We start from the raw sequence: 25,630 nt of genomic DNA on the forward strand, positions 1-25,630 counted from the left end.
GAATGTTTTTAAGGAAAATCGCTATTAATACAGTTGGATTTATGGTCATTGCAGCACTGCTTCCTGAATTCGTTGTCACTAATTGGGGATCAGCTTTGTTTGCGGCAATTGTTTTATCGATTTTAAATGTTGTCGCAAGACCAATTTTAATGATTGCCTTTATTCCATTAATTGCGGCAAGTTTTGGTTTCTTCATGTTCATCATTAATGCATTAATACTTTGGTTAATGATGGGAATTGTTCCAGGGATTCACGTCACATCATTTTGGATGTTAATCGTTGTCAGTGTGTTATTAAATGTTTTTAGAAAATTTGTTGAAAATTTCTTCAAGGAAGAAGAATATTATTAGAATTAAAAATGGCTTTTCATGGGTAGTAATAAACAGCTACTATGGAGGGTCATTTTTTGTTTCAGTCATCTAATGTCAGGAAAGTATTAGAGAATCTATTAATTTTTGGTATAGAATTTACCCGAGAAGTCTAAAAATGTGGTATGATAGACTAGAATAAGTAGAAAATGAGGGATGATATGAAATCAATCGTAACCATAGAAAAACTTGCTGAAAAACTGCATTTAAAACCATTGCATGGATTAGAATATTTAGACCGAGAAATTACCACAAGTGAAATTTCAAGACCGGGACTAGAGTTAGCAGGATATTTTAATTTTTACCCAGCAGAAAGAATTCAATTGTTCGGTAGAACTGAATTATCTTTTGCTGAGCAATTATCACCACAAATAAGATTAGAAACAATGCGCAGGCTATGTACTCAAGAAACTCCCTGTTTTGTAGTTTCACGGAAATTATTACCACCAGAAGAATTAGTTCAAGCAGCAGAGGAAGCAAAAATTCCAATTTTACAAGCAAGCTCAAGAACGACTCATGTATCGAGTAGTGTAACGAATTATTTGGAAAGTCGATTAGCAGAACGGATGTCTATGCATGGCGTATTAGTAGACGTGTATGGAATGGGGATGCTTATTACTGGTGAAAGTGGTGTCGGTAAATCTGAAACAGCCTTAGAATTAGTTCAAAAGGGACACCGTTTAGTAGCTGACGACCGTGTAGAATTATACCAACATGATGAATTAACCCTTGTAGGGGAAGCACCTGAAATTTTAAATAATTTAATTGAAATTCGTGGGATTGGAATTGTCGATGTGATGACATTATTTGGTGCAGGAGCTATTTTGGATTCAAAACAAGTAGATTTATTAGTTCATTTAGAAAACTGGACACCAGATAAACAATATGACCGTTTAGGAAGAGCCGTTGAAACGACTGAAGTGATGGGAGTAAGCATTCCAAAAATGATAATTCCTGTGAAAACAGGTCGAAATGTTTCGATTATTTTAGAAGTTGCTGCGATGAACTTCCGTGCGAAAAAAATGGGATTTGATGCTACAAAAACATTTTCAGAACGTTTAAATCAGTTAATCGTTGAAAATAGTCAACGTTAGGAGGATGACGGATGAATGAATTTTTACTTCAAACGATTAATCCTATAGCGATTGAAATTGGTGGTTTGCAAGTTCGTTGGTATGGCATCATTATTGCTTCTGCCATTTATATTGCAGCTACTCTAGCAGATAGAGAAGCAACTAAAAAAGGATTTCGTAAAGATTTTGTAGTTGATTTAGTATTTTGGGCCATTCCATTAGCCTTTTTAGGAGCAAGATTTTATTATGTTTTGTTTGAATGGAAACATTATATTGCTAACCCAATCGATATTATTAAAATTTGGGAAGGCGGTATCGCCATTTATGGTGGATTAATTGGTGGAGCTTTAACAACGTATTGGTTTTGTAAGAAGGAAGAAGTTTCCTTTACTTTGTTACTAGATATTTTAGCGCCGGTTGTCTTATTAGCGCAGTCAATTGGACGTTGGGGAAATTTCACGAATCAGGAAGCTCATGGAGCAGAAGTTACGAGACAATTTCTAGAAAATCTTCATTTACCAAGTTTTATTATTGAGCAAATGAATATTAATGGTGTTTATTATCATCCGACTTTTTTATATGAATCTTTATGGTCAGCTTTAGGAGTTATTTTATTAGTCATTTTAAGAAAGAAAACTCCTATTAAAGTTGGGGAAATTGCAGCGACTTATCTGATTTGGTATGGATGTGGTCGTTTTGTAATTGAAGGAATGCGTACAGATAGTTTATGGCTATTTGGAGTGATTCGTATTTCTCAAGCATTATCTTTAGTCTTAGTGATTGGGGCAATTGTTTGGGTATGGATGCAACGAAAACATCATCCACAGAGACCTACTTATGTATCTGTGGATGATCCAAAGTCATCGGATTTATGGATTTAAAGGAGTCAGTTTATGAGACAAAAAATTACAATTTTAGGAGCAGGTTCTTGGGGAACAGCATTAGCTATGGTTTTACAAGATAATGGTCATGAAGTGTGTTTATGGGGCAATCATGCTTCTCAAATTGAAGAAATCAATACAAAGCATATGAATCATCAATATCTACCTGAAGTGGTTCTAAACGATGAAATTTATGCAACGACTGATTTAGCAAAAGCTCTATCAGGTGCAAATGCTGTTCTTTTTGTTCTTCCAACAAAAGTAATTCGATTAGTAGCAAAACAAGTGGCACCTTTATTAGAAGGGAATCCTGTCATTATTCATGCTAGTAAAGGATTAGAACAAGAAAGTTATTTGAGAATTTCTGAAATTTTAAAACAAGAATTACCAAAAGAAAAGTATGAAGATATTGTAGTTCTTTCTGGGCCAAGTCATGCGGAAGAAGTTGCTAAAAAGGATTTAACAACGATAACAGCTGCGTGCGAGGAATTATCTTCTGCAAAAGTTGTCCAACAATTATTTAGTAATTCTTATTTCAGAATCTATACAAACACGGATGTTATTGGTGTGGAATTAGGAGCAGCGTTGAAAAACGTTATTGCAGTAGGTGCGGGTGCTTTACATGGTTTAGGCTATGGCGATAATGCTAAGGCTGCTTTAATGACTCGTGGATTAGCAGAGATTAGTCGTTTAGGAATTGCGTTTGGAGCAGATCCTTTAACATTTATTGGATTAAGCGGAGTGGGTGATTTAATTGTAACTTGTACAAGTGTTCACTCGAGAAACTGGCGTGCAGGGGATCAATTAGGTCAAGGAAAATCATTAGAAGATGTCCTAGAAAATATGGGCATGGTTGTTGAAGGTGTTCAAACGTGTAAAGCAGCTTATGAATTAGCCCAGGAAAAAGGAATTGAAATGCCAATAACAAATGCTGTGTACAATATTTTATACAATGGGAAGAATATTAAAGCAGAAGTTTTACAATTGATGGAAAGAGAAAAAAAATCAGAAGTGTCTTTAAAATCACATCAAGAACAAATGGAGGGGTTACAATGAAAAAAGTAAAAAAAGCAGTTATTCCAGCGGCAGGATTAGGAACACGATTATTGCCTGCAACAAAAGCGATGGCAAAGGAAATGTTGCCAATCGTTGATAAACCAACGATTCAGTATATTGTAGAAGAAGCATTAGCTTCAGGAATCGAAGAAATTTTAATTGTTACGGGTAAAAGTAAACGTCCGATTGAAGACCATTTTGACTCTAATATTGAATTAGAATCGAATTTGGAAACAAAAGGAAAAACAGAGTTGCTAGAATTAGTCCAAGAAACAACAGGAATGAAATTATACTTTGTTCGTCAATCTTATCCTAAAGGACTTGGAGATGCGGTATTACAAGCAAAAGCCTTTGTTGGTGGAGAACCATTTATTGTAATGCTTGGGGATGATATTGTTAAAGCAGAAGTGCCATTAACCAGACAATTAATTGAAGGATATGAAAAAACTCATGCTTCAAATCTTGCGGTAATGGAAATTCCAATGGAAGATACAAATAAGTATGGAATTATTGAACCAGAAAGTAAAGTAGCTGATGATTTGTATAATGTTCGTCATTTTGTAGAAAAACCAAAACCAGAAGATGCACCAAGTAATTTAGCCATTATTGGTCGTTACTTATTAACTCCTGAAATTTTTGATATTTTAGAAAAACAAGAACCAGGAGCAGGTGGAGAAATTCAATTAACAGATGCGATTGATACATTAAACCAAACACAACGTGTATTTGCGAAGAAATTTGAAGGGACAAGATATGATGTTGGGAATAAACTAGGTTATATGACTACAAGTATCGAGTTCGGATTAGAGCATCCGGAAATTAAAGATGAACTAAAAGATTATATTATTGATTTAGCACATCGTTTAGAAGGGAAATCTTCAAGCAATAAAGTTGTTGAATCAACTGAAAAAGAATAAAATAGAATAGACATTAAAAGACTGAACAAACAAAAATTGCAAAGGGCAGTAGTTTTTGTTCAGTCTTCTTTTATAACTAAAGATAAAGGAGATGCAACCATGGAAGAAAGAACAATTTATGATGTGATCATTATCGGTTCAGGTCCTGGAGGAATGACAGCAGCATTGTATGCTTCACGTGCAAACTTAAAAACATTAATTTTAGAAAAAGGAGTTCCTGGAGGAGAGTTATTAAATACTTCTGATGTAGAAAATTATCCAGGATTTTCCAATATTAGTGGACCAGATTTAGCGGAAAATATGTATAAAGGGGCAATGCAATTTGGTGCAGAATATGCTTATGGCAATGTAAGTGGTATTGAAGTGGATGGAGATTTACGTATTGTCCATGCTGGTAAAAAATATTATGCCGCTTATGCAGTAGTCATTGCGACGGGTTCTTATCACCGTAAATTAGAAGTGCCTGGTGAAGAGGAATATGCTGGAAGAGGTGTTTCTTATTGTGCCGTTTGTGACGGAGCATTCTTCAAAGGTAGTGATTTATTAGTGATTGGTGGAGGAGATTCTGCCGTTGAAGAAGGGACGTATTTAACACAATTTGCGAATAAAGTCACGATTGTTCATCGTCGAGATGCGTTACGTGCGCAAAAGATTTTACAAGATCGTGCATTTGCAAATGAAAAAATGGAAATTTCATGGAATAAAGTAGTAGAAGAAATTTCAGGGGATGGGCAAAAAGTGACTCATGTTACACTAAGAGATACTCAAAATCAGGAACTTTCTCAAGTAGAAGCTGCAGGAGTATTCATTTATGTTGGGTTATTACCGTTGACAGAGCCATTTAAAGATTTGGGGATTACAAATGAAGAAGGCTGGATTGTCACAAATGAAAAAATGGAAACAAGCATTCCTGGTATTTATGCAGTAGGAGATGTGCGTCAAAAACATTTAAGACAAATTACAACAGCTGTTGGTGATGGTGGAATTGCTGGAAATGAAACATATCACTATGTAGAAAGTATTAAGGAAAAATTGGCGGAATAAGCGGTGAGAGTTAGGAAAGAAATTTGTATGGTTGAGACATGAGCTAGTTAAATTTGGGCAGGAATACTAAACATACATTCTTTTAAGTTTATTCTAAATTTTACTGATATTGTTATTAGAAGAAAGTACGCCTATATTTGGGTAAAACTAAATATAGGCGTACTTTTTAGTATTTCATAAAACTGTATTGTTCCGTTAACGGAAGGGATTCGTTTGTATGATAATGATTTACTATCAAAATGATATCTAAGACGAAACTTTACGGGAATGATTAAATTTTTGGAATTTGTAGTAGAGCCATTGACAAGTGTTTAGGATTTTGTTATTATAAACAGGCAAATCGTAAAAAATCGATGAGTTATTGAATCTATTTGGAAATGAGAGGTGTCATTCATGCGTATCAACATTTTATTAGAATGTGCTGAAACAGGTGAACGTTTATACTTAACAAGCAAAAACAAACGTAACAACCCAGAACGTTTAGAATTAAAAAAATATTCTCCAAAATTACGTAAACACGTTGTTTTCAAAGAAACTAAAAAGTAATTTCGAGAAAAGTAATTGGAAGGTCAAGCGAAGCTTGGCCTTTTTTTTGTAGAGAGCGAGAAATGGATTTTTCTGAGGTAGCAAAGGACGCAAGCAGCCTCGCAAAAGCGAGTCTCATTGCTAAACTTCGAGCCTAAGGTCTCGAAGTTTCCTAACATTAGTAGCCATTCCGATGGTTACTAATGCTCTTGCTACGGCGAAAAATCCATTTTTCATCCATATCTATATTTCATAGAATGACCATAACACTACCTTAATAGTTTAAAATCTTGTATACTGTTAAAGGTGATTAAAATGGAGAAACAGAATAAAAAAAATTTTATAACGAGTGGAAATATTAATCGAGTCATTTTAACGATTGCCACTCCTTTAATGATTAATAATTTAATTCGAACTTTATATAATTTAACGGATGGATTGTATGTAGCTCAATTGTCTGCTGAAGATTTTGCGGCGACTGCGTTTATTTGGCCGTTAAATTTTTTATTTATCTCAATTGGATTGGGAATTAGTGTTGGAGCTACGGCTCTCATTGCGCAATATTTTGGAGCAAATGATTTAAAATTAGCGAAGAAATACACTTGGAATGCGATGGCACTAACGTTTGTTTTTGGCTTTATCTTATCAACGATTGGCTATATTTTTGCTGGTCAATTTGTGGAATGGATGGGAGCTAGTGGCGTCTTTTATGAAAAGTCCACTTCGTATTTAAAAATTAATTTTATAGGCTTGTTTTTTGATTTTGCCTATTTTGGATATCAGGCTTTACTGAATGCGCAAGGTAGAACGAGAGTGATAACAGTGGTTAGTACAATATCTTCTATCACAAATGTCCTAGTAGATCCGATATTTATTTTTGCAACCATTCCTTTTACTCAAATACCTGGTTTAAATGCAGGGATTGAAGGAGCTGCTTGGTCAACGGTAATTGCGAAAATTTTATTATTGATTTTAGCGATTATGGCTACTAGAAGAGAATCCATTATTCATGTTCCATTGTATGAAGTGGATTATGATACATCTGTTATTCGTAAGATTTTACAAGTAGCATGGCCTTCTGCATTTGGATATGGGGGAGCTGCATTTGGTTTTACTGTATTAAATGGATTAATTCAGTCATATGGGACTTCTGTTCTTGCAGCGTATTCTATGATCAATCGTATTTCAGATATTTTAACACAACCGCAAATGGGAATTGGATCTGCTTTAACTGCCATCATTGGGCAAAATATGGGGGCGGGCTTGTTTGATCGAGCTCATGCGATTTTCAAACGTGCGTTGATTTGGGTGTTACTCATTTCTGCACTTGGAAGTGTCGCGATTTTTATGTGGCAAGATACTTTACTTCATATTTTTATTAAAGATGTATCTGATACAATTCTTTGGAATAGTGCAGTTGAATATTTACATTACACAGCATTCATTATTTTTTTTATGGGGATGTTTTCTGCGTATAGTGGATTTTTCCAAGGGTGTAGTGCAACAAAATATTCAATGAATATGTCGATTGGTCGTTTATGGATTGTTCGTTTGCCAATTATTTGGATATTGGGGAGCTTAACAGAATTAGGCGCTACAGGTATTTGGATTGCAATGTTACTTTCGAATGCTTTAACTGTTTTATATGGACATTTAGTTTATAAATGGAAAGACTGGAGTAGCATGCATTATGCAAAAGGAGAGAGTTAGTAGATGTTGAAAGAATTTATTAAATATTATAAACCGTATCGAAATTTATTTTTATTAGATTTTACTTGTGCAGTGATAGTGGCAATTTTAGAATTAGCCTTTCCTGTAATGGTTCATCGTGTCATTGATGAAGTGTTACCACAACAAAATGTTGGAATTATCCTAGTAGTAGGATTTAGTTTAGTGGCTCTATATGCGACGTCTACGATGTTAAATTATATTGTCGTAGCTTTCGGGCATTTATTAGGAATTAATATTGAAACGGATATGAGAAGAAATTTATTTGCTCATATTCAAAAACAATCTTTTTCATTTTTTGATAATATGAAAATTGGTGAATTATTAAGCCGTTTATCGAGTGATTTATTTGATATTAGTGAGTTAGCGCATCATGGGCCAGAAGAATTATTTATTGCTATTATGACGTTAATTGGTTCGTTTGTATTGATGTATCAAGTTCAACCGACGTTAGCTTTATGGACAGTTGTATTTGTTCCCTTCTTAGCGGTTGCTTTAGCGGTTTTCAATCGAAAGATGTCAGCAATCAATCGTCAAATTTATAAAGGATTAGCTCACTATTCTGCTGGTTTGGAAAATGTTTTAAGCGGCATGCGAGTGGTAAAAGCTTTTGCTAATGAAGAACATGAACAGCAATTGTTTGAAGGGTTAATTCAAGAATATCGTACCAATAAAATTCAGTTTTATAAAACAATGGGTTCAAGTAGTTCGTTTAATTATTTATTAATGCGTAGTATTAATTTATTTACGTTAATGCTTGGTTCGTATTTTACCGTTACAGGCAAACTTACTGCTGGAGAATTAGTTGGTTATATTTTACTAGCAAATGTATTTGTTCGACCTATTGATAAAATGAATTCGATGATTGAATTGTATCCAAAGGGAGTTGCCGGATTCCGTCGTTATCAAGAATTAATGGCTATCGAACCGGATATTCAAGATCGACCGGATGCAATTGAAGCGCATCATTTTGAAGGAAATATTTCTTATCGTAATGTCACCTTTGGATATGAAGAAAATAAAGCTGTCTTGGAACATGTTTCAATGGATGTGAAGAAGGGAGAAACCGTTGCATTTGTAGGTCCTTCTGGTGTAGGGAAAACAACATTGGTGAATTTATTACCTCGTTTTTATGAATTACAAGAGGGAGAAATTTTAATTGATGGGCAAGATATTCGAAACTTTACAATGCAATCGTTAAGACGTCAAATTGGAGTTGTTCAACAAGATGTATTTTTATTTAATGGAACAATTCGTGAAAATGTACTTTATGGACGATTAGATGCAACAGATGAAGAAGTAGAAGAAGCGATTGAGCGTTCTAAATTAAGAGAAGTCGTCGATGATTTAGAGTTCGGATTGGACACTCAAATCGGAGAACGTGGAGTCAAACTCTCAGGTGGACAAAAACAACGCTTATCAATCGCCCGTATTTTCTTGAAAAATCCTTCGATTTTAATTTTAGATGAAGCGACAAGTGCATTAGATACGCAAACGGAGAAATTTATCCAACAATCCTTTGATGAACTCGCAAAAGGAAGAACGACTTTTATTATTGCGCACCGATTAGCAACCATTCAACATGCAGACCGCATTATTGTAGTAACAGAAGATGGATTAGCAGAAGATGGTACGCATGAGGAATTATTGAAGAAAAATGGTATTTACGCTGATTTGTATCATGCGCAATTTGCGTAACATGATTGAAAAAGTACTTTGCTAAGACGGCAAAGTATTTTTTATTTTATCATAATTTTCCACCTATACTTTGATATTCCTCTTACAAATATGATACAATGACCCAGAGAAATTTGAAGGAGAAAATCAATGAGTATTTTAAATGTAGAAAAATTAACCCACGGTTTTGGGGAACGTGCCATTTTTAATGATGTCAGTTTTCGTTTATTAAAAGGGGAACATATTGGATTAGTCGGAGCTAACGGTGAAGGTAAATCAACTTTTATGAATATTGTAACAGGTAAACTTCAACCAGATGAAGGGAAAATTGAATGGTCTAAAAATGTGAAAGTTGGTTATTTAGATCAACATACCGTTTTAGAAAAAGGAATGACTGTTCGAGAAGTATTACGTAAAGCGTTTGATGATTTATTTGTGGCAGAAGCTCGTATGAATGAATTATATATGGCAATGGGCGATGCAGATGAAGCTTCTATGAATGCAATGTTAGAAGAAGTTGGAGAAATTCAAGAGCGTCTAGACAGTCATGATTTTTATATTTTAGATGCAAAAATCGATGAAGTGGCTCGTGCTTTGGGCGTTGTAGCATTTGGGATGGATAGTGATGTGAGTGAATTAAGTGGTGGACAACGTACGAAAATTTTACTTGCAAAATTATTATTAGAAAAACCAGATATTTTATTATTAGACGAACCAACGAACTATTTAGATGTAGAACATATTGAATGGTTAAAACGTTATTTACAAGAGTACGAAAATGCATTTATTTTAATTTCACATGATATTCCATTTTTAAACAGTGTTGTCAACTTAATTTACCATATGGATAATCAAGAATTAAGTCGTTATGTAGGAGACTATGATCAATTCCAAGAAGTGTATGCGATGAAGAAATCTCAATTAGAAGCGGCTTATAATCGTCAACAAAAAGAGATTGCAGATTTGAAAGATTTTGTGAATCGAAATAAAGCTCGTGTAGCTACTCGTAATATGGCAATGTCACGTCAGAAGAAATTAGATAAAATGGAAGTGATTGAGCTAGCAGGTGAAAAACCAAAACCTAAATTTGAGTTCAAAACTTCTCGTGCGCCGGGTCGTTATATTTTCCAAACAGAAGGATTAGTCATTGGATATGACCGTGCTTTAACGGGTTCATTGAATTTAGAAATGGAACGTGGACAAAAGATTGCGATTGTCGGAGCAAATGGTATCGGGAAAACCACTTTATTAAAGAGTTTATTAGGTATTATTAAGCCGTTAGAAGGAAAAGTTGTTCGAGGAGACTATATTGATTTAGGATATTTTGAACAAGAAACTCCTCAAGGAAATCGTAAAACAGCATTGGAAGAAATTTGGGATACATTCCCATCAATGACTCAACCAGAAGTTCGTGCGGCATTAGCTCGTTGTGGCTTAACAAGTAAACATATTGAAAGCCAAGTTCAAGTACTAAGCGGGGGAGAACAAGCAAAAGTTCGTTTCTGTAAATTAATGAATGATGAATCAAATGTATTAGTGTTAGACGAACCAACCAACCATTTAGATGTAGATGCAAAAGATGAATTGAAACGTGCCTTAAAAGAATATAAGGGTAGTATTTTAATGGTTTGCCACGAACCGGAATTTTATGAAGGTCTAGCAACCGATATTTGGGATTTTTCAAAACTTTCATCTTAAATATATGATTTTTTAAGAAAAATTGAGTACAATGGTAGTAGCAAATGATTTGAGGAGGAAACATAATGGCAGATAAAGGCGTTACATTATATTTCATGAGACATGGTGAGACAGTTTTTAATCGATACAATAAAATTCAAGGATGGGCAGATACACCATTAACAAAAGAAGGAAGATTAGATGCAATTCGTTCTGGATTAGGAATGAGAGATATTCCATTTCATGCAGTTTATACAAGTGATTTAAGAAGAACGATTGAAACAGCTCAATTAGTATTAAGAGATCACCCTTTAAGAGAACAATTAACAATTCAAATGATGCCAGAATTCCGTGAAGTTTGTTTTGGAAGTTTAGAAGGGCAAAATTCAACAGAAGTTTGGAAGGATTTGTATAAGACATTACAACGTACATTTAATCAAAATGATGGTAGAAATGTTATCGAAGAGATGAATCAAATTAAAGCAATGGATCCAGATCATATTGGAGAAAACTTTATGGAATTTTGGACTCGTGTCGAACAAGGGTTGATTAAACTTATCGATAAACATCGTGATACGAATCAGCATATTTTAATTGTGAGTCATGGAATGACGATTCGTAATATTTTACATGAATTAATTCCTGATTTTAAATTATCAGATATGATTGATAATTCTTCGTTAAATATTGTGGAATATTCAAATGGACAATATCATTTGAAAGCATTAAATCAAACAAGTCATTTTGCATTGAGAAAAGAAGCGGTAGAGCGTGAATTCTCATTATTACCAATGACATTATTTGAAAAATAAACAAGAAAAATGACTTTTCTAAAAGTAGTTAGGAATACCTGGAAATGTAGGACATTACTATTTGGAAAAGTCATTTCTATTTTGTAGAAGAAAGAAGGGATGAATATGTGGATGGTATTTGCCTTGTTATCGGCGTTTTTTGCAGCATTAACGTCAATTTTAGCGAAGATTGGAATTAATGGAGTGAATTCTAATTTGGCAACAGCAGTTCGAACAGTAGTGGTTGTTGCAATGTCATGGTTGATGGTATTTGTAACGAATCAACAATCTGGATTAAGTGAGATTAGTAAGAAGAGCTGGATTTTTTTAATCTTATCAGGATTAGCAACAGGAGCATCTTGGTTATGTTATTATCGAGCATTGCAATTAGGAAGTGTAGCAGAAGTAGCAGCGATTGATAAATTAAGTATTGTGATTACAGTATTTCTAGCAGTTATCTTTTTACAAGATACGCTAACGATTAAAACGTTGATTGGCTGTGGATTGATTACTGCAGGAACTGTTTTGATGGTATGGTAGTGTAGAAATTTGCTGTTTAGAAAGGGAGTATTCCTGTGAATCAATTTTTAAATGTAATCATGGGAATTTTTTCGCTAATAATGATGGTTGATTTTGTAGTAGTCGTGTATAAGGGGTTTCGAGCAGAAGATATTCGTGTGCCACTTTGGATTTTAGTTATTTCATTTGTAGGAGTTATCATTATTAATGAATTACTGTTTGTTTTTTTAAGATAAATTCATGATAGAGTGAATAGTTATCATTTGCGTGAAGGTTAAATTTTTGTTAGTATAAAAGAATATACGGGGTCGTTACGGATTCGACAGGTATAGGTTGAGCTTTCAATGCATTTCGTAGGTTACGGCTACGTAAAAACGTTACAGTTAAATATAACTGACAAACAACAAACAAACACTTTAGCTTTCGCAGCTTAATACCTGCAAGCTAAGATCTGTCCGGCATCGCCCATGTGCTCGGGTCCAGGTCTCATTATTAGTGGGATACGGTTCACTTTTCCGTCTGTCTAAGTGAAACAGAGATGATCAGGCTAGCTTAAGATGACGCTTGTTTATCAGCTAATCGGTAGCGAAACTTTAAATGGATAAACTATGAATGTAGATTTGATTGTGTCGATATATTTGGACGCGGGTTCGACTCCCGCCGGCTCCATTTTTTACGATGAATAAGGCTTAGAAACGTTGATTTTTCAATATTTCTAAGCCTTTGTTTTTTTAAAAAATCCAATGTCTTTAGAAATGTCTTTAGATGCCCATATAATTGGCAAATTTTTTAGCCGTTTTGTCCTTGTTTTTTTGCGTTACGTGAGTGTAAATATTTACTGTAGTTTGAATATCTGAATGCCCTAGCCGTTCTTTGACTATTTCCATAGTTACACCACTTTCAAATAGTAAACTAGCGTGTGTGTGTCTAAAACCGTGAATGTGTATCATTTTAAAATTATGACGACTACAAACGCTTTTTAATACAGCCCTAGGTTTACTTAAGGAATACATCTTATTCTTATCAAGCTTACAAAAAAGTAATTGGTTAGAGTTTAATGAATTATAACCAAAGACTAACAACTTCTTAGCTTGTTCTATTTTCCATTTTTTAAGCAATTGCAGTGTATTATCATCTAAACTAATTGTTCTATAGCTTTCTAGTGTTTTAGGTGTTTGTATTTTTTGCTTATAATTTTCGCCTGTGGCGATTGTTTTATTGATAGTTAGTGTTTGATTGGTAAAGTCAATATCTTTCCATGTAAGAGCTAAACATTCCCCTTTTCTAATACCTGTAAATGCAAGTAAGCGAAAGAATGAAATCCATTCAAGGCTAGTATCTTGCTCAAGATAGTTAAAAAATTCTAACAACTCCTCTTTAGTGTAATATTTTAAATTGTCATCTTTCTGTTCTTGAACCTTCTTAGGCATAATGAATTTATCTTTAGGATTAGCATATATATATCCCATTCTATAAGCATGATTAAAAACAGCAAAAGTGTAATTTATCATCTTTTTGTAGTTTTTAAAGCTTGAGTGCCATTCATTAGCTGTTTTTTGTAATAAAGCCGTACTGATTAAGTTTATTCTATAGTGACTAAAGATAGGCAATATATGCAGTTTAAACATGGTCATTGTTTTAAATAAGGTGCTTTCTTTAACCCCTTGCTTATATATTTCTAACCATTCCTCATATACATCTTGATATTTCAAAGTTTTAGAGTTTTTGATATACGAATTATCGTTTAGTGCTTGAATGGCAATACTTAAGTATAGCTTAGCCTCTTTCTTAGTTTCAAACCCTCTTTTCTCAATATTGACTTGTTTACCCGTGATAGGGTCTGTTCCTAGATAACCTTTCACTTTAAAAAATGTACCTTTAGTTGTTGTATATGTTGTAATCTTTGCCATTTGTATTTCACCTTTCATTACCACCCCCATGGTAAAAAGGAAAAAGGTGTGTATTTTTGGATTTTCCCTCGATAAATAAGTGTTAAATCATTTAAATGTATAAAAATAACTTCAAATAAAAAAGCAAAATTTGTTGTTTTAAATGAAGTACACAAGGTTATTAGTTGATTAATCTTCTTCACAATTTTTAGTGATTTCTTCTAGAGTTTCTTCTAAAACTAAAAGATACATTTTAGTAGATAGCGTGAATTTTTCATAAGCAAGTTTACTAGAATTATCTATAAAACAATTTTCCCCCTCAATAATTTTGAAAAATTTTTTCTTGATTTTTTCTTCCTTTTCTTTAATGTATAAAATTAAGTTTTTTATAATTACAGTATCAGAAAAGCTATTTGTATCCAAAAACATTTGGATAGCAATTATAAACACATCTTCACCTATGACTTCGAAAGTTTTTTTTTCATCAAAATTTAAATCACAAGCAAAATCAGAAAAAATCTCAAAAATTTTTTCTTTTTCTTGTTCTAAATATTCAAAATAATCTTCTTCTAAATCTTTAAATCTGTCATTAGAACGTAAAAAGTTATAGAATTTTGTACGTTCTTTTTTGATGTTTTTTTCCCAATAAATATTAAAATAATATCTACAACTATCGTTATTAAGAAGTTCTTCTACAGTTGTCTTACCAATCTTAGCAATATTTGAAAGTTTCTTCATATTGGGTTTGTTTCTTCCGTTTTCCCAATTACTTAAAGCGGAAACATTTGAACCTATAATCTTAGCAAATTCTTTCTGATTCATTTCAAGAGATATTCTAATTGTTTTTATTTTATTGCCAATTAAAACATCTTCCATTTTTTTCATACAATCACTCCTTTGAGGTAAATAATAACAAAAAATACAGAAAATTACAACTTTATTGTTGACGTTCCACAATAAACGTTTTATTATAGAATTACAGAAAAATACAGAAAGGAGCGTTCGTATGATTTTAGCATCAATGTACAGAAGAATGACCGGGAAAAGTCAAAAGTATTTTGCTAGTAAACTAGGTATTTCAGTTAATTCCTACGCAAATAAAGAGAAAGGAAAAACTCAGTTTACTCAAAAAGAAATGGAATTATTCTATCTTGAAATAAAAAAGTTTAATCAGGATATTTCAATAGTAGATATTTTTTTAAACAATAACTACAGAAAAATACAGAAATCAACTATATTTATTGGAGGTGTTTATTTGAAGGATAAAAAATAACAAAACAAGAAAAACAATTATTACGATTATTGAAGGTTGGAAGAAAGAACATCAAAACAACAAAGAAACTATTAAACGAGATGCAAATTCCTAACACTCAAAATGGAGAACGACATTTCAGAGAGTTGATTAGAAGTTTAAGGGTTAATCATAAAGTACCTATTTTAAGTATGAGAGAACATAGAACCAATGGTTACTTCATTGCAGAAAGTACGGATGAAATATTGAATTTTACAACATCTATTAAATCTCAACTTGAAGAAGGAAACCGTATGTTGAGTGCATTAATAACTAATGACCTCGAGAAATGGAAAGACTTATTAAAAGGAGCGTGAAAAAGAATGGGTGTAGCATTTATGCAAAATATGGAACTAATTCTAACCGTGGGCATATCGTTTGTAGTCGGTATTGCTTACGGTGTGTGGTTGGCAAATGATATTAGAAAAGGAGATGGAGAAATATGTTAACGCTAGAATTACCTAAAGAATTCTCAATAGAATTACATTCAATGCTAAAGGCAGTATATAAAGCTGCTGTAGCAGAGGGCAGACAGGAAGCAAGCCTTACAAAAGATTATTTAACGTCTAGAGAGGTAAACGAGGTATACGTTTCTGTATCTGCTCCTACTTTGAAGCAGTGGGAAAATTTAGGCTTACCAGTGTATCAAGTACAAGGTAAACAATACTATAAGAAATCAGATATTGATACGTTCTTACAACAATACAAAAAATAAAAAAATAAACCACCCCTATGGTAAAAGAGAAAAAGGAGTAAATAAACATGAAAATACCACGTTATGCCAAGATTGTAGAAACAGATGAATTATATATCGTTGCTACACTATTAAAGGATTGTACGGTAGAAAAAGCACTACAAATAGTCCAAAACAACAGACAGATGCCGTCTGATAAGCTATTAGAAGTGCAAATCAAAGAGATTGATAATAAGGTGTGTATTATCGAAACTTTTAGTAAATAAAAAAAGGCACTAGTCAAAAACTAGCACCTAGGCAAAAATTACATATATATAACTCAAATCAATATACTTTATTATAGCATTAGTTGATGAGTTATTCAATGTATTTTGCCTAATCTTAAATAGAAAAGGAGAGGGTGATAACCATAAACAATGAATACAAAAAACTACTAAAAATGCTATCAAAGCTAGCTAAAATTGAAACAAAAAACAGTACTCAAAAAGTAAGTAATGTAGTAACGTTGCTAACTAAAATACAATCTATAAACTTAAACAAGTTAGATATATTAGAAAGGCATCATAGAATGAAAGAGAAAGATATGATGCATAGGAAACAGTACTATAAACACTTAGCAATACAAGAAGAGTTAACGCAACAAATATTAGAATATGCACCACTACCACTAGTGGCTAGTTGGATTGAAAGCTACTTAGACTACAGCAGATACGAGGAACGTTATGCCCTAGAAAATGGACTAAATGCCCTATTTAAAGAAATACAGCTTCATTTAACCCTTTCAGATGCTACAAGAAAGGGGGGATACTAATGCCAATTTATATTGAAAAAGGCTGGTTTAATACAAAAATTCATGTAGAGAAAACAGAACTTAGCCCTATTGATTGGTTAAAGAACTATACCGCCAATAGAGTGCCTAAAGGTGCAATCATTTTAAACGGTGATATTAAACGAATGAAAGAAAAATACCCGTATGCTAATGATAAAATAGCTGAATATTATGCAAAAATGGAAGGTATAAAAAACAATCAGTATTACTTTATGACTGGGTATATAGAAAAAGATGAAGAAAAACAATTAAAACGTAATACAGATAGCATCATAAGAAGGAGCGTTATTACATTAGATTATGATGATAAGGACACGCCTTCACTAGATGAGTTGATACGCATCATAAAAGAGAAAAAGCCTAATGTTGAGTGTTACATATACCCAACTATTAAGTATACAGACGAGTTTCCACGTTGGCGTGTAGTATTTGAACCAGATAGACCACTATTAGAATACGAATACAAGCAAGTTGCTACAGACTTAGCCAAAACAATAGGGCTTGAATATGATAAAAGTGTTATAAACGATTGGCAAAAGTTTGCAGGGTTACCAGTAGTTACTTCTAAAAATTCCCATATTGAACCAGTATACATTGAGGGAGAAAAGCTAAAAACTCCTGATATCAAGGATATGAAGCCACCAATTAAGCAAACAGAGAAAATTACAGGAGAATACGCCTCTAAATTCAATGATAATGGTAATATACCGCATGATGATGCAATTGAAATCATGGAACATTATGTAGAAGTAAATGAAGCTGAATTAATGGATTATGATAAAGCATTGACAGATATGTTTGTTATTGCTAAAGCTATTAGTACTGATGAGATTGATTATGACACTGGGAAAGAATGTGTTGAAATCCTTGCTTTAGGGAATACAGACTGGATACATGGTACACAAAATAAGATAGGGAATTTAAGTAAACTCCATTTAATGCTACACCGTGGTATTTATAAAAATCCATGGAGCTTTTACTATTGGTTTAAAGTTAGAACCGATAGACAACTTAAGCCGTCTGAAACGTCTGAAGAAATAATAAAACGTATACGTGAAGATAGTGAACAATGGAAAATAGAACATGCAGAAATGAAAAGAGATGGAACGTTAAAAAAGCCTCGTCTACCAGTACGAGTTGCAGCAGATATTACGAAACGCCATTGTGATATGGGTAGGTTAGGTAGTTATGATGCTGATACGCGTCATTTAGGCATTTATAATCCCGATACAGGTATATATGATAGTAGTGATTATTATAGAAAAACACTTTTTAGAGCGGGTGAACGTTCTTTAACAAGAAATGAATGTAAAGAAGTATTAGATTTATTGTTAAATGAAGCTGAAAATAAGGAAAGAACGCTAGATTATAATTACATTATTTTTAAGAATGGAATTTATAATATAGACACTAAACAATTAGAACCATTTAGCCCTAATTATGTTTTTGAAAGTACAATTGGAGTGAATTATAATCCTGACGCTGTTGAACCTGTATTCCCTGATGGTTGGACTTTTAGTAAATGGATGGATATTTCTATGGGTGGAGATGAAGAAAAGAAAGAGCTTTTGTGGCAATTAATAGCCAGTACAATCCATACCAACAAGCCAAGTGGTCACGTTGCATTTCTATTCAGTAGGGTAGGGTCAAGTGGTAAAAGTACATTGCAACTACTACTAAAAAACTTAGTAAGTAAAGAAAGAAGTGTTGCTTTACGATTGAAAGATATTGAAAACCGTTTTGATATCTCGAGAGCAGTCGGGAAAGCACTAGTTATTGGTGATGATAATTCACCTAAAGATTATAACGCTGATAGTGCAAATCTAAAGAGTATGGTGACTGGTGAACCGTTAAAAGTTGAAGCTAAAGGAGAAAACGCACAAACTCATCATTTCAATTGTCAAGTAGTGCAATCAATGAATGGGTTACCTAACTTTGGTGATGTGACAGATGGACTTATTAGACGGTTACGTATTATTGAATTTAAAAAAGTTTTTAAAGGTAAAGAAAACAATCCAAACGTAAAAGAAAAATACATTAATGACCCGCGCTTATTAGAATGGATAGCTAAAGAGGCTTTGGAACATTTAGTATTAAGTGGGGAATGGATACAAACAGAGGAACACAAGCAATATGTTCAAGAAATCATCTCAGATAGTGACCCTGTTGCACGTTATTTCGAGGAACGTATACCACAATTTACAAGCACCCGTTTACCTATAAAATTCTTGTATGCAGATTTTAAAGCTGTGTATTTACTAGAAAATAATAGAAATACTAAAATCTCTCAACGTACATTTACTAAACAGCTTAAGCCATATATGGAAGCTAAAGGTTGGAAGTATGATAGAAATAATAAAAAGCCTTTAGAAGCATTTCATAAAGCAGATTGGCAATTATATGTAGATAAGGTAAAGGAATGGGATATAACCTATAATTACGAAAAAGAAAGCATTGCTTATCAACCTATGTTTGTTAAAGAAAACGATATTTAAAAGCCAACCAACCAACAAACCAACATTGAACCAACATTCCTTTAGTACAATGTTGGTCGAGTTATCGTTGATATGACAATGTTTTCAGTCGAAAACCAACAAACCAACATTATTTTCAACTTCTGGAAGAAAAAAATAAAAAAAAAACTTTAAGAGATAGAACATAAATAAATTTTAAAAATGAAATAATTATATAGGAAGTGGGTTTTTATGTTGGTTTGTTGGTCAATGCTTAGAAACGTTGATATGACAATGTTTTTCTGACCAACATTGCTAGGCATAATGTTGGTTTAATGTTGGTTTTTACGTAGTAATGTTGGTTTCGATAGGAATATTAAAGCTAATTCAATCAAAAACAAAGGGACGGTAAACAAAAACCGTCCTTTTTGCTGTATAAAAGGTGTATAACTATCATAAAGTTGTAGTATGTAGTAGAATATAGATGAGGGATGAAGGAACGAGAAATAGAAGATGCTGTATATATATTATGAAGATTGAATTAGAAGGACGAGAAGGACAGGTATTAATCTGTAAGCACTGTATGCAAAGGAGACCCTCAAAAAATTCAATCATTATAAAGGAGTAATAAATATATGCAACAACAAATAATTGCTTCTGCTAGCTCAACATTAGATTATGCTATCTATGGAGCAGTAGTACAGGCAAAATATTCTAGAATAAACAAACCAGTTTATACCACTAAAGAGTATGAAGATGGTATTGTTGATATTATCGTTGATGGTTACCAACTTGAAGAACCATGGTACGACAAGTATTATAACAGCCCGTATATAGATAAGGTTATAGTAACCAGCCGTGATGGTGCTATACTTAAGATTAAAGACTGTACTCTAGCAGTACAAGGTTACGTAATCCTAGATAATACAATAGATTGTGACACTATAGAAACAAGATATACTGTTAAATTATTATCTGAACCATTGCAAGGTATGAAGCTAATGCAATCCAATATCAAAGAAGAAGATTTATCAGGTGTAATACATGCATATTGGGCAATTCAAAAGATAGAAGATGACTTAAAGAATTTAAACGATACTGAAAATTATGAAGTAGTCGAGTTTGAAGGTGAATATATAACTCAATATCACCTAGTAGAAAAAACGTACCTAAAAGGTATAGTTAGAGCCTTTAAATCAGAACAATCAAGAGAGGGTTAACTCCCTCTTTTTTTGTACTCAAAAACAAAAAACAAGATGCTGAATGGGGTTGCTTAAAGAAGAAAGTAAACAGGAAAAGATGATGCTAGAATGGGCAAAAAAACGTGTGCTACAAGCTTGTGGCATCATATAATGTATTTATTCATTTCTAATCAATAAGGCTCAAATAGAGCAGAAAATAAGCTAATATGAACGAGTTAGAAAGTTATAAAGCTTTGCTGTCAGAAGCTAACTGACTGGTGCTATTCAATCGTCCTAGCTATCTATGATGCAAGCTTAGTAAGATAAAAGGTAAGAGGGAAAACATTATGGATAACAAAGGGCAGACCACAAAGGCAAGCTAGCTAGTGTGTAGGCAAAGAGTGTTAGAAATGGAATATTAAAGCGTGAGATGATGCATATAGAACAGCATCTGAATGTAGTTTGAATATAGAATATAATCTAATAAGCACAACTTTGCTGACAATCAACGTGTGAAAAGCACTGGAAGAACAAGAGGACTTTAAGAGAAAGAAGAAGATGAATAAACTTGCTGTGTGTTCTATTGAGTAAGAAGGAACAAAAGATGATGCTAGCGAGCAAGGAAGAAGATGCTAAAAGAGTTAAACAATCAACTAAACAAACAATCTTTCAAGAGTAAATGATATAATCATTAAGCAAGAGGACACTAATACAAGCCAAATAAACCTACTAGATGAAGGGATAGGGGGACAGTATAGGCATACCCCATAGGGAAATCACGAAAGGAAAAGGGTACAAAAGACCGCGCCCCCCATTTGTGTATACAAACTCCCCTTAATTTTTAGGCATACCTAATAATAAGCAAATAAAAAACACCTTACAAAGCAAGGTGCTATTTTTTCATCTTAACCATAGGGGTGTTATTTTTTTCTTAATAAATATCTTTAGAAATGTCTTTAGAGAACTCTTTAGATAAAATGGAATAAAATGCATAAAATCCGATGTTACAAAAGTCTAAAACGTTGATTTTAAGGCTTTTTCAATTAAATCTTAAATTGTAGAAGTTGCCCCGCCGGCTCCATTTTTTACGATGAATAAGGCTTAGAAACGTTGATTTTTCAATATTTCTAAGCCTTTGTTAATTTTTTGAAATAGTAAAAAAAAGGATTTATATCAATTTTAGTAGCAATCATTCTAAATGAGGAACCTTGTACAATACTTAATTAAATTTCAATACGATCAGATAGAGTTAAATGATTGTGTTTCATATTTCTGTCTCATCATTTGTCCCATACTTAATTTTACCGTAAAATGTAGTCTCATACTAACTTCTAGTTTTGATATTTAACTAGAAGTTACTTTGAAACTTTACGAAAAATAAGTGGTTTGTAGTAAAAGATGGTCTGATACTCATAAAAGTAGTATAATTCATACGAAAAAATAGATAATATATCAATTAGTATTAAAGTAAGAGGTACAGTTAGAGTTAAACAAGGAAGTACGATAACTAATGTTATTGATCGAAAAGATGTGAGAAGACAAATAGATGATATTCGTAGACTTACTACACAATTTAGGGCTAGAATTACATTGGTATTAGCATCCAGAAGTTGGGGAAGTAGAATTTAAAGTTAAGAGGTTTTTACAATGAAAGTAGTATATTTAGGGCCTTCAGAACCACATACTCTTGATAACGGAAAGGAATATGAAGTGATTTCTGAGGAATATGGATGGTATAGAATAATAGATAAATCAGGAGAAGATTATCTATATCCTAAAGAAGAATTTAAAATTGTAGAAGATATGTAATTTTTTAACAACTAGATGTTAAAAAACAGAAAGGACTAATGAATGGCAAGAAAGAAATATGGAAATCAATTTCCTACTCAAGAAGTCATTCTACCTTATTAGGCACTTAACAATCGTTAGGTACTTTTTTATGCTTAATAAATAAAAAATACGAAACTAAAAATTAGAATTTATGTGATAGAAGTTGTAGGTATTGTTGTTTTGGATGATAATAGTAAATTTTTGGAAAAGCAGAAGTGCATAAGTCAATATTCTGAAGTATAATTTGAGTTGAGAAGGTGGTTTGAATGAAAGTTAAATATAAAGGTGAATCAACATCGTATGGATTAGAAAATGATAAAATCTATGAAGTAATATCCATCGAAAAAATTTTTTACAGAATTATTGATAAATCAAATGAAGATTTTTTATATTCTCCAGATTATTTTGAAATAGTGGAGAAAGCACCGATTCCTTTAATAATTAAATAAATAGCTCAAAAGAAATATAGATTTATCTGAACTTCTTTATACATTTGAAAGAGATTTTATAATATTATTTATTTTACTAAGTGTTCTTTTGTATATAAAAAGGACACATAAAGAAAGCATTGGCTGCAGAGATAAGAATATTGAAAAACAATCACTTCTGCTGTCTCCAGATGCAGATACATTTTTATAAATAGGAACAATAAATGGGATGCTATCCCTTGTTTTAAAATCCCATTATTTATGATTATGAGCACAACAATTTCTCAAATCATTTATACAATGCAATACTATATCTACAGTATTAGCATCTAACTTTGTATAAGTTGAATCTTTTGTATTATTATACATATATTCATATAAACGTTTTGCTACATCGTTACGTACTTTAGCGTCAGAATGAATATACATATATTTCACAGTACCTAAATCCAATTCGTTTATAATAACCCATAAAGGAACAGTTTTATATTGATTGATGTGATGTTTAATGGAGTTATCATTTTTTGAATTTTTCATTTTCATAATTATTTGAGAAATAGAAGATAATGTTCGATGTATTTCTAGAGTGCTTTCTGAATTATACGATTCAGTTTTTAGATAATCATATTTATTTGGATATCTCTCTATCAAAAAAACGGTTTTTATACCGCTTTTATTTACCTGAAACCAACAAAAAGAAGCAAAGAAATATACTCAAACATTTCTTTGCTTCTTTATTCTTAATGTTGTTTCTTTAATTGTCGTTGTGCGGCTAATTCAATCATACGATCAGCGAGGTGTTGGTTTCGAACGAGCAGTGGTCCATGGAAGTATGAGCAGAAGACATTTCTGTAATGCACACCTTCTGTTTTATCTTCGTCATTATTTCCATTTCCGCTAGTGACGGTACCTAATGGTTTAAGTCCTTTGCAGAGATAGGTTCTTCCGATGTGGTTTTCGTAACCAACATATGTTTCTCCTGTTTCTTCATCGTAAATTGTAATATCTCCGATAAATCGGTGGTCAAATTGACCATTTGTATAGCAATCAATGGCTCCAATTCCATCTAATTTTTCACCGGCCGCATTGATGTAGTAACGTCCTAATAATTGGAAGCCACCGCAAATTCCTAAAAAAACGCCATCGTCTTCGATGAAGTGAATTAAGTCGTTTTTTTTAGATTGTAAGTCTTTGGCAACGATGGTTTGTTCATAGTCTTGTCCACCACCGAACATGACGATGTCAAAGTCTTCAGGATTAAATGGGTCTCCTAAACTAATCAATGTCGTTTCGACCTCATAGCCTAGCTTTTTGGCGCGATATTGGAGCATTAGTAGATTCCCATTATCTCCATAAGTATTCATTAAATTTCCGTATAAATGACAAATTCTGATTTTCATGAAGTCATTCCCTCTTTCAAGTAACCGTGTTTCGCTAAGTCTTTACGGAGTTGTAATAATGCCGTATACGTTGCTAAAATATTAATTTTTTTCGTTGGTACTGATTTTAATTTTTCAATTAAGGCATCATTGTTTTCTGTTTTTGTGAGAGTTGTAAATCCTGCAACTTCCATTCGAGTTTCTAAGTCATCAACTCGAAGTCCGCCAATGTATGTTTTTTTTGGAGTAAGTTTTGCGAGTTCTTCAAATTCACCATCCCAGATCCAACTAATATCTTGTCCATCTGCATAATTATCGTTTAATAAGACAGCCAGTGAAAAATCTTCTTTTTCATAGCCAAGTAGTTGGATAATTTGGTTAAATCCTACTGGATTTTTAATTAAATTAATCATGACTTCTTTGTCTTCAAATGTAAAGGTTTCTTGACGACCGAAGACTCTTTGCGCTTGTCCAAATCCTGCTTGGATTTCTTCAGGAGTTAAGCCAAAAAATCTAGCAGCAGCATAGGCACTTAGTGCATTATAAATATTATAAAGTCCTCCAATTGGAAGTGAAAAATCAAATCCATCAATTTTGAAAGAAGATTTTGTCAGAGATAATTCTGTTAATTCTGTGACCGCATAGTCTAATTCAGGGCGTTTGAAATCTCCGTTTGGGCAGTAGTATTTTCCTAAATTACTATATGTAATAAAATGATATTGTAAAATGGAATGGCAATGTGGACATAAAATACCGTCCGTATTGTAGTGTGCTTGATAGTGACCATCTTCTGCATGATCAAATCCAAAATACAGTCTTGGATTTGGAAGAGTATCACTATTGAAAATTGGTGCATCTCCATTTGATAGAATAGTAGCCTCAGGAGCAAAGCTTGCACCGTCTAACATATATTGGTAAGTTGTATAAATTTCGCCGAAACGATCCATTTGATCACGGAAAATATTTGTAAATACGAATAATTTTGGTTGAATAAATGGTGTAATATGTTTAATCGTTGCTTCGTCTACTTCTAATACAGCAATATTTTTTTCACCTTTAACAGGTGTATGATTTAAAAAAGTAGAAACAATTCCTTGTGTTAAATTTGCTCCTGTTGGATTTGTTAAAATATTGGGGTATTTTTGTTTTAATAATTGAACGATTAAAGAAGTCGTTAATGTCTTTCCATTTGTCCCACTAACAATAATGACTTCATAATGGTCTGATAAATGTTTTAAAATATGTGGATCAATAGCATGAGCTACTTTTCCTGGGAAGCTACTTCCACCATTTGTAAAAGTTTGAAGTGCCCAGCGAGTTAATTTCCCCGCTTCAATAGCAAATTTGGTACGTATATTCACGAAACGTGCATCCTTTCAAAAAATATTCGTCTTTATTGT

27 protein-coding genes and 1 other RNA gene are annotated in these 25,630 nt (G+C 32.9%); 23 read left to right on the forward strand and 5 right to left on the reverse strand.

What is annotated here, in order from left to right; translation table 11 throughout:
* Positions 1–2 precede the first annotated feature (2 nt).
* From LK443_RS04800 to ssrA, 14 genes are all read left to right on the forward strand, one after another.
* A complete protein-coding gene (locus LK443_RS04800; protein ID WP_227930844.1) occupies positions 3–350 on the forward strand; it encodes a phage holin family protein in 348 nt (115 codons plus the stop codon).
* A 179-nt stretch (positions 351–529) separates the two neighbouring features.
* A complete protein-coding gene (hprK, locus tag LK443_RS04805) occupies positions 530–1,462 on the forward strand; it encodes an HPr(Ser) kinase/phosphatase (protein WP_227930845.1) in 933 nt (310 codons plus the stop codon).
* An 11-nt stretch (positions 1,463–1,473) separates the two neighbouring features.
* The gene (gene lgt, locus LK443_RS04810) at positions 1,474–2,322 is read left to right on the forward strand and encodes a prolipoprotein diacylglyceryl transferase (protein WP_227930846.1); all 849 of its coding nucleotides are present in this window, start codon (positions 1,474–1,476) and stop codon (positions 2,320–2,322) included.
* A gap of 12 nt (positions 2,323–2,334) precedes the next feature.
* Positions 2,335–3,378 (forward strand): NAD(P)H-dependent glycerol-3-phosphate dehydrogenase, encoded by a 1,044-nt coding sequence (locus LK443_RS04815; protein ID WP_227930847.1) that lies wholly within the window; start codon positions 2,335–2,337, stop codon positions 3,376–3,378.
* Positions 3,375–4,295, forward strand: coding sequence for a UTP--glucose-1-phosphate uridylyltransferase GalU (galU, locus tag LK443_RS04820; RefSeq protein ID WP_227930848.1), 921 nt, complete (start codon positions 3,375–3,377; stop codon positions 4,293–4,295). The genes LK443_RS04815 and galU overlap by 4 nt, the downstream gene beginning before the upstream one ends.
* Positions 4,296–4,394: 99 nt before the next feature.
* The gene (gene trxB / locus LK443_RS04825) at positions 4,395–5,339 is read left to right on the forward strand and encodes a thioredoxin-disulfide reductase (RefSeq protein ID WP_227930849.1); all 945 of its coding nucleotides are present in this window, start codon (positions 4,395–4,397) and stop codon (positions 5,337–5,339) included.
* A gap of 393 nt (positions 5,340–5,732) precedes the next feature.
* Positions 5,733–5,885 (forward strand): 50S ribosomal protein L33, encoded by a 153-nt coding sequence (gene rpmG / locus LK443_RS04830; RefSeq protein ID WP_005607156.1) that lies wholly within the window; start codon positions 5,733–5,735, stop codon positions 5,883–5,885.
* A gap of 294 nt (positions 5,886–6,179) precedes the next feature.
* Entirely contained in the window at positions 6,180–7,574 is a 1,395-nt protein-coding gene (locus LK443_RS04835) for an MATE family efflux transporter (RefSeq protein ID WP_227930850.1), read from the forward strand.
* Between the two features lie 3 nt (positions 7,575–7,577).
* Complete coding sequence (locus LK443_RS04840; protein ID WP_227930851.1) at positions 7,578–9,290, forward strand: ABC transporter ATP-binding protein; 1,713 nt, start codon at positions 7,578–7,580, stop codon at positions 9,288–9,290.
* A gap of 129 nt (positions 9,291–9,419) precedes the next feature.
* Positions 9,420–10,967, forward strand: coding sequence for a ribosomal protection-like ABC-F family protein (abc-f, locus tag LK443_RS04845; protein WP_227930852.1), 1,548 nt, complete (start codon positions 9,420–9,422; stop codon positions 10,965–10,967).
* 65 nt (positions 10,968–11,032) lie between these two features.
* Positions 11,033–11,758 (forward strand): histidine phosphatase family protein, encoded by a 726-nt coding sequence (locus tag LK443_RS04850; protein WP_227930853.1) that lies wholly within the window; start codon positions 11,033–11,035, stop codon positions 11,756–11,758.
* 105 nt (positions 11,759–11,863) lie between these two features.
* Positions 11,864–12,277: an EamA family transporter gene (locus tag LK443_RS04855; protein ID WP_227932453.1), complete on the forward strand. Its 414-nt coding sequence runs from the start codon at positions 11,864–11,866 to the stop codon at positions 12,275–12,277.
* Between the two features lie 80 nt (positions 12,278–12,357).
* Positions 12,358–12,492 (forward strand): hypothetical protein, encoded by a 135-nt coding sequence (locus LK443_RS09380; RefSeq protein WP_265416412.1) that lies wholly within the window; start codon positions 12,358–12,360, stop codon positions 12,490–12,492.
* A 68-nt stretch (positions 12,493–12,560) separates the two neighbouring features.
* Positions 12,561–12,928: a transfer-messenger RNA gene (ssrA, locus tag LK443_RS04860) on the forward strand.
* Positions 12,929–13,017: 89 nt separating this feature from the next.
* On the opposite strand, the gene LK443_RS04865 is transcribed toward ssrA, so the two are convergent.
* Together LK443_RS04865 and LK443_RS04870 are read right to left on the reverse strand one after the other, a co-directional pair.
* Entirely contained in the window at positions 13,018–14,166 is a 1,149-nt protein-coding gene (locus LK443_RS04865; protein ID WP_227930854.1) for a site-specific integrase, read from the reverse strand.
* A 168-nt stretch (positions 14,167–14,334) separates the two neighbouring features.
* A complete protein-coding gene (locus tag LK443_RS04870; RefSeq protein ID WP_227930855.1) occupies positions 14,335–15,030 on the reverse strand; it encodes a helix-turn-helix domain-containing protein in 696 nt (231 codons plus the stop codon).
* Between the two features lie 121 nt (positions 15,031–15,151).
* On the opposite strand from LK443_RS04870, the gene LK443_RS04875 reads away from it, so the two are divergent.
* From LK443_RS04875 to LK443_RS04915, 9 genes are all read left to right on the forward strand, one after another.
* Positions 15,152–15,418, forward strand: coding sequence for a helix-turn-helix transcriptional regulator (locus LK443_RS04875; protein WP_227930856.1), 267 nt, complete (start codon positions 15,152–15,154; stop codon positions 15,416–15,418).
* Positions 15,419–15,588: 170 nt separating this feature from the next.
* A complete protein-coding gene (locus tag LK443_RS04880; protein ID WP_227930857.1) occupies positions 15,589–15,753 on the forward strand; it encodes a hypothetical protein in 165 nt (54 codons plus the stop codon).
* A 125-nt stretch (positions 15,754–15,878) separates the two neighbouring features.
* A complete protein-coding gene (locus LK443_RS04885; protein WP_227930858.1) occupies positions 15,879–16,151 on the forward strand; it encodes a helix-turn-helix domain-containing protein in 273 nt (90 codons plus the stop codon).
* A gap of 47 nt (positions 16,152–16,198) precedes the next feature.
* Positions 16,199–16,396, forward strand: a complete 198-nt coding sequence (locus tag LK443_RS04890; protein WP_227930859.1) for a hypothetical protein — start codon at positions 16,199–16,201, stop codon at positions 16,394–16,396.
* Between the two features lie 317 nt (positions 16,397–16,713).
* Positions 16,714–16,941 (forward strand): hypothetical protein, encoded by a 228-nt coding sequence (locus LK443_RS04895; RefSeq protein ID WP_227930860.1) that lies wholly within the window; start codon positions 16,714–16,716, stop codon positions 16,939–16,941.
* Positions 16,941–19,454, forward strand: a complete 2,514-nt coding sequence (locus tag LK443_RS04900) for a DNA primase family protein (protein WP_227930861.1) — start codon at positions 16,941–16,943, stop codon at positions 19,452–19,454. Before LK443_RS04895 ends, LK443_RS04900 begins: the two co-directional genes overlap by 1 nt.
* Before the next feature lie 593 nt (positions 19,455–20,047).
* A complete protein-coding gene (locus tag LK443_RS04905; protein WP_227930862.1) occupies positions 20,048–20,632 on the forward strand; it encodes a hypothetical protein in 585 nt (194 codons plus the stop codon).
* Between the two features lie 1,608 nt (positions 20,633–22,240).
* On the forward strand, positions 22,241–22,402 hold the full coding sequence (locus LK443_RS04910; protein WP_227930863.1) for a hypothetical protein: 162 nt from the start codon (positions 22,241–22,243) through the stop codon (positions 22,400–22,402).
* A gap of 287 nt (positions 22,403–22,689) precedes the next feature.
* Complete coding sequence (locus LK443_RS04915) at positions 22,690–22,872, forward strand: hypothetical protein (RefSeq protein ID WP_227930864.1); 183 nt, start codon at positions 22,690–22,692, stop codon at positions 22,870–22,872.
* A 234-nt stretch (positions 22,873–23,106) separates the two neighbouring features.
* Here LK443_RS04915 and LK443_RS04920 read toward each other — a convergent pair whose 3' ends face one another.
* The 3 genes from LK443_RS04920 to LK443_RS04930 all read right to left on the reverse strand — a co-directional run bounded on the left by LK443_RS04920 (position 23,107) and on the right by LK443_RS04930 (position 25,591).
* The gene (locus LK443_RS04920) at positions 23,107–23,502 is read right to left on the reverse strand and encodes an Abi family protein (RefSeq protein ID WP_227930865.1); all 396 of its coding nucleotides are present in this window, start codon (positions 23,500–23,502) and stop codon (positions 23,107–23,109) included.
* Positions 23,503–23,591: 89 nt separating this feature from the next.
* Complete coding sequence (locus tag LK443_RS04925; RefSeq protein WP_227930866.1) at positions 23,592–24,251, reverse strand: type 1 glutamine amidotransferase; 660 nt, start codon at positions 24,249–24,251, stop codon at positions 23,592–23,594.
* Positions 24,248–25,591, reverse strand: a complete 1,344-nt coding sequence (locus LK443_RS04930; RefSeq protein WP_227930867.1) for a Mur ligase family protein — start codon at positions 25,589–25,591, stop codon at positions 24,248–24,250. Before LK443_RS04930 ends, LK443_RS04925 begins: the two co-directional genes overlap by 4 nt.
* Positions 25,592–25,630: the final 39 nt, after the last annotated feature.

The organism is Granulicatella elegans (assembly GCF_020735385.1).
GTDB classification, from domain to species: Bacteria; Bacillota; Bacilli; order Lactobacillales; family Aerococcaceae; genus Granulicatella; species Granulicatella elegans_B.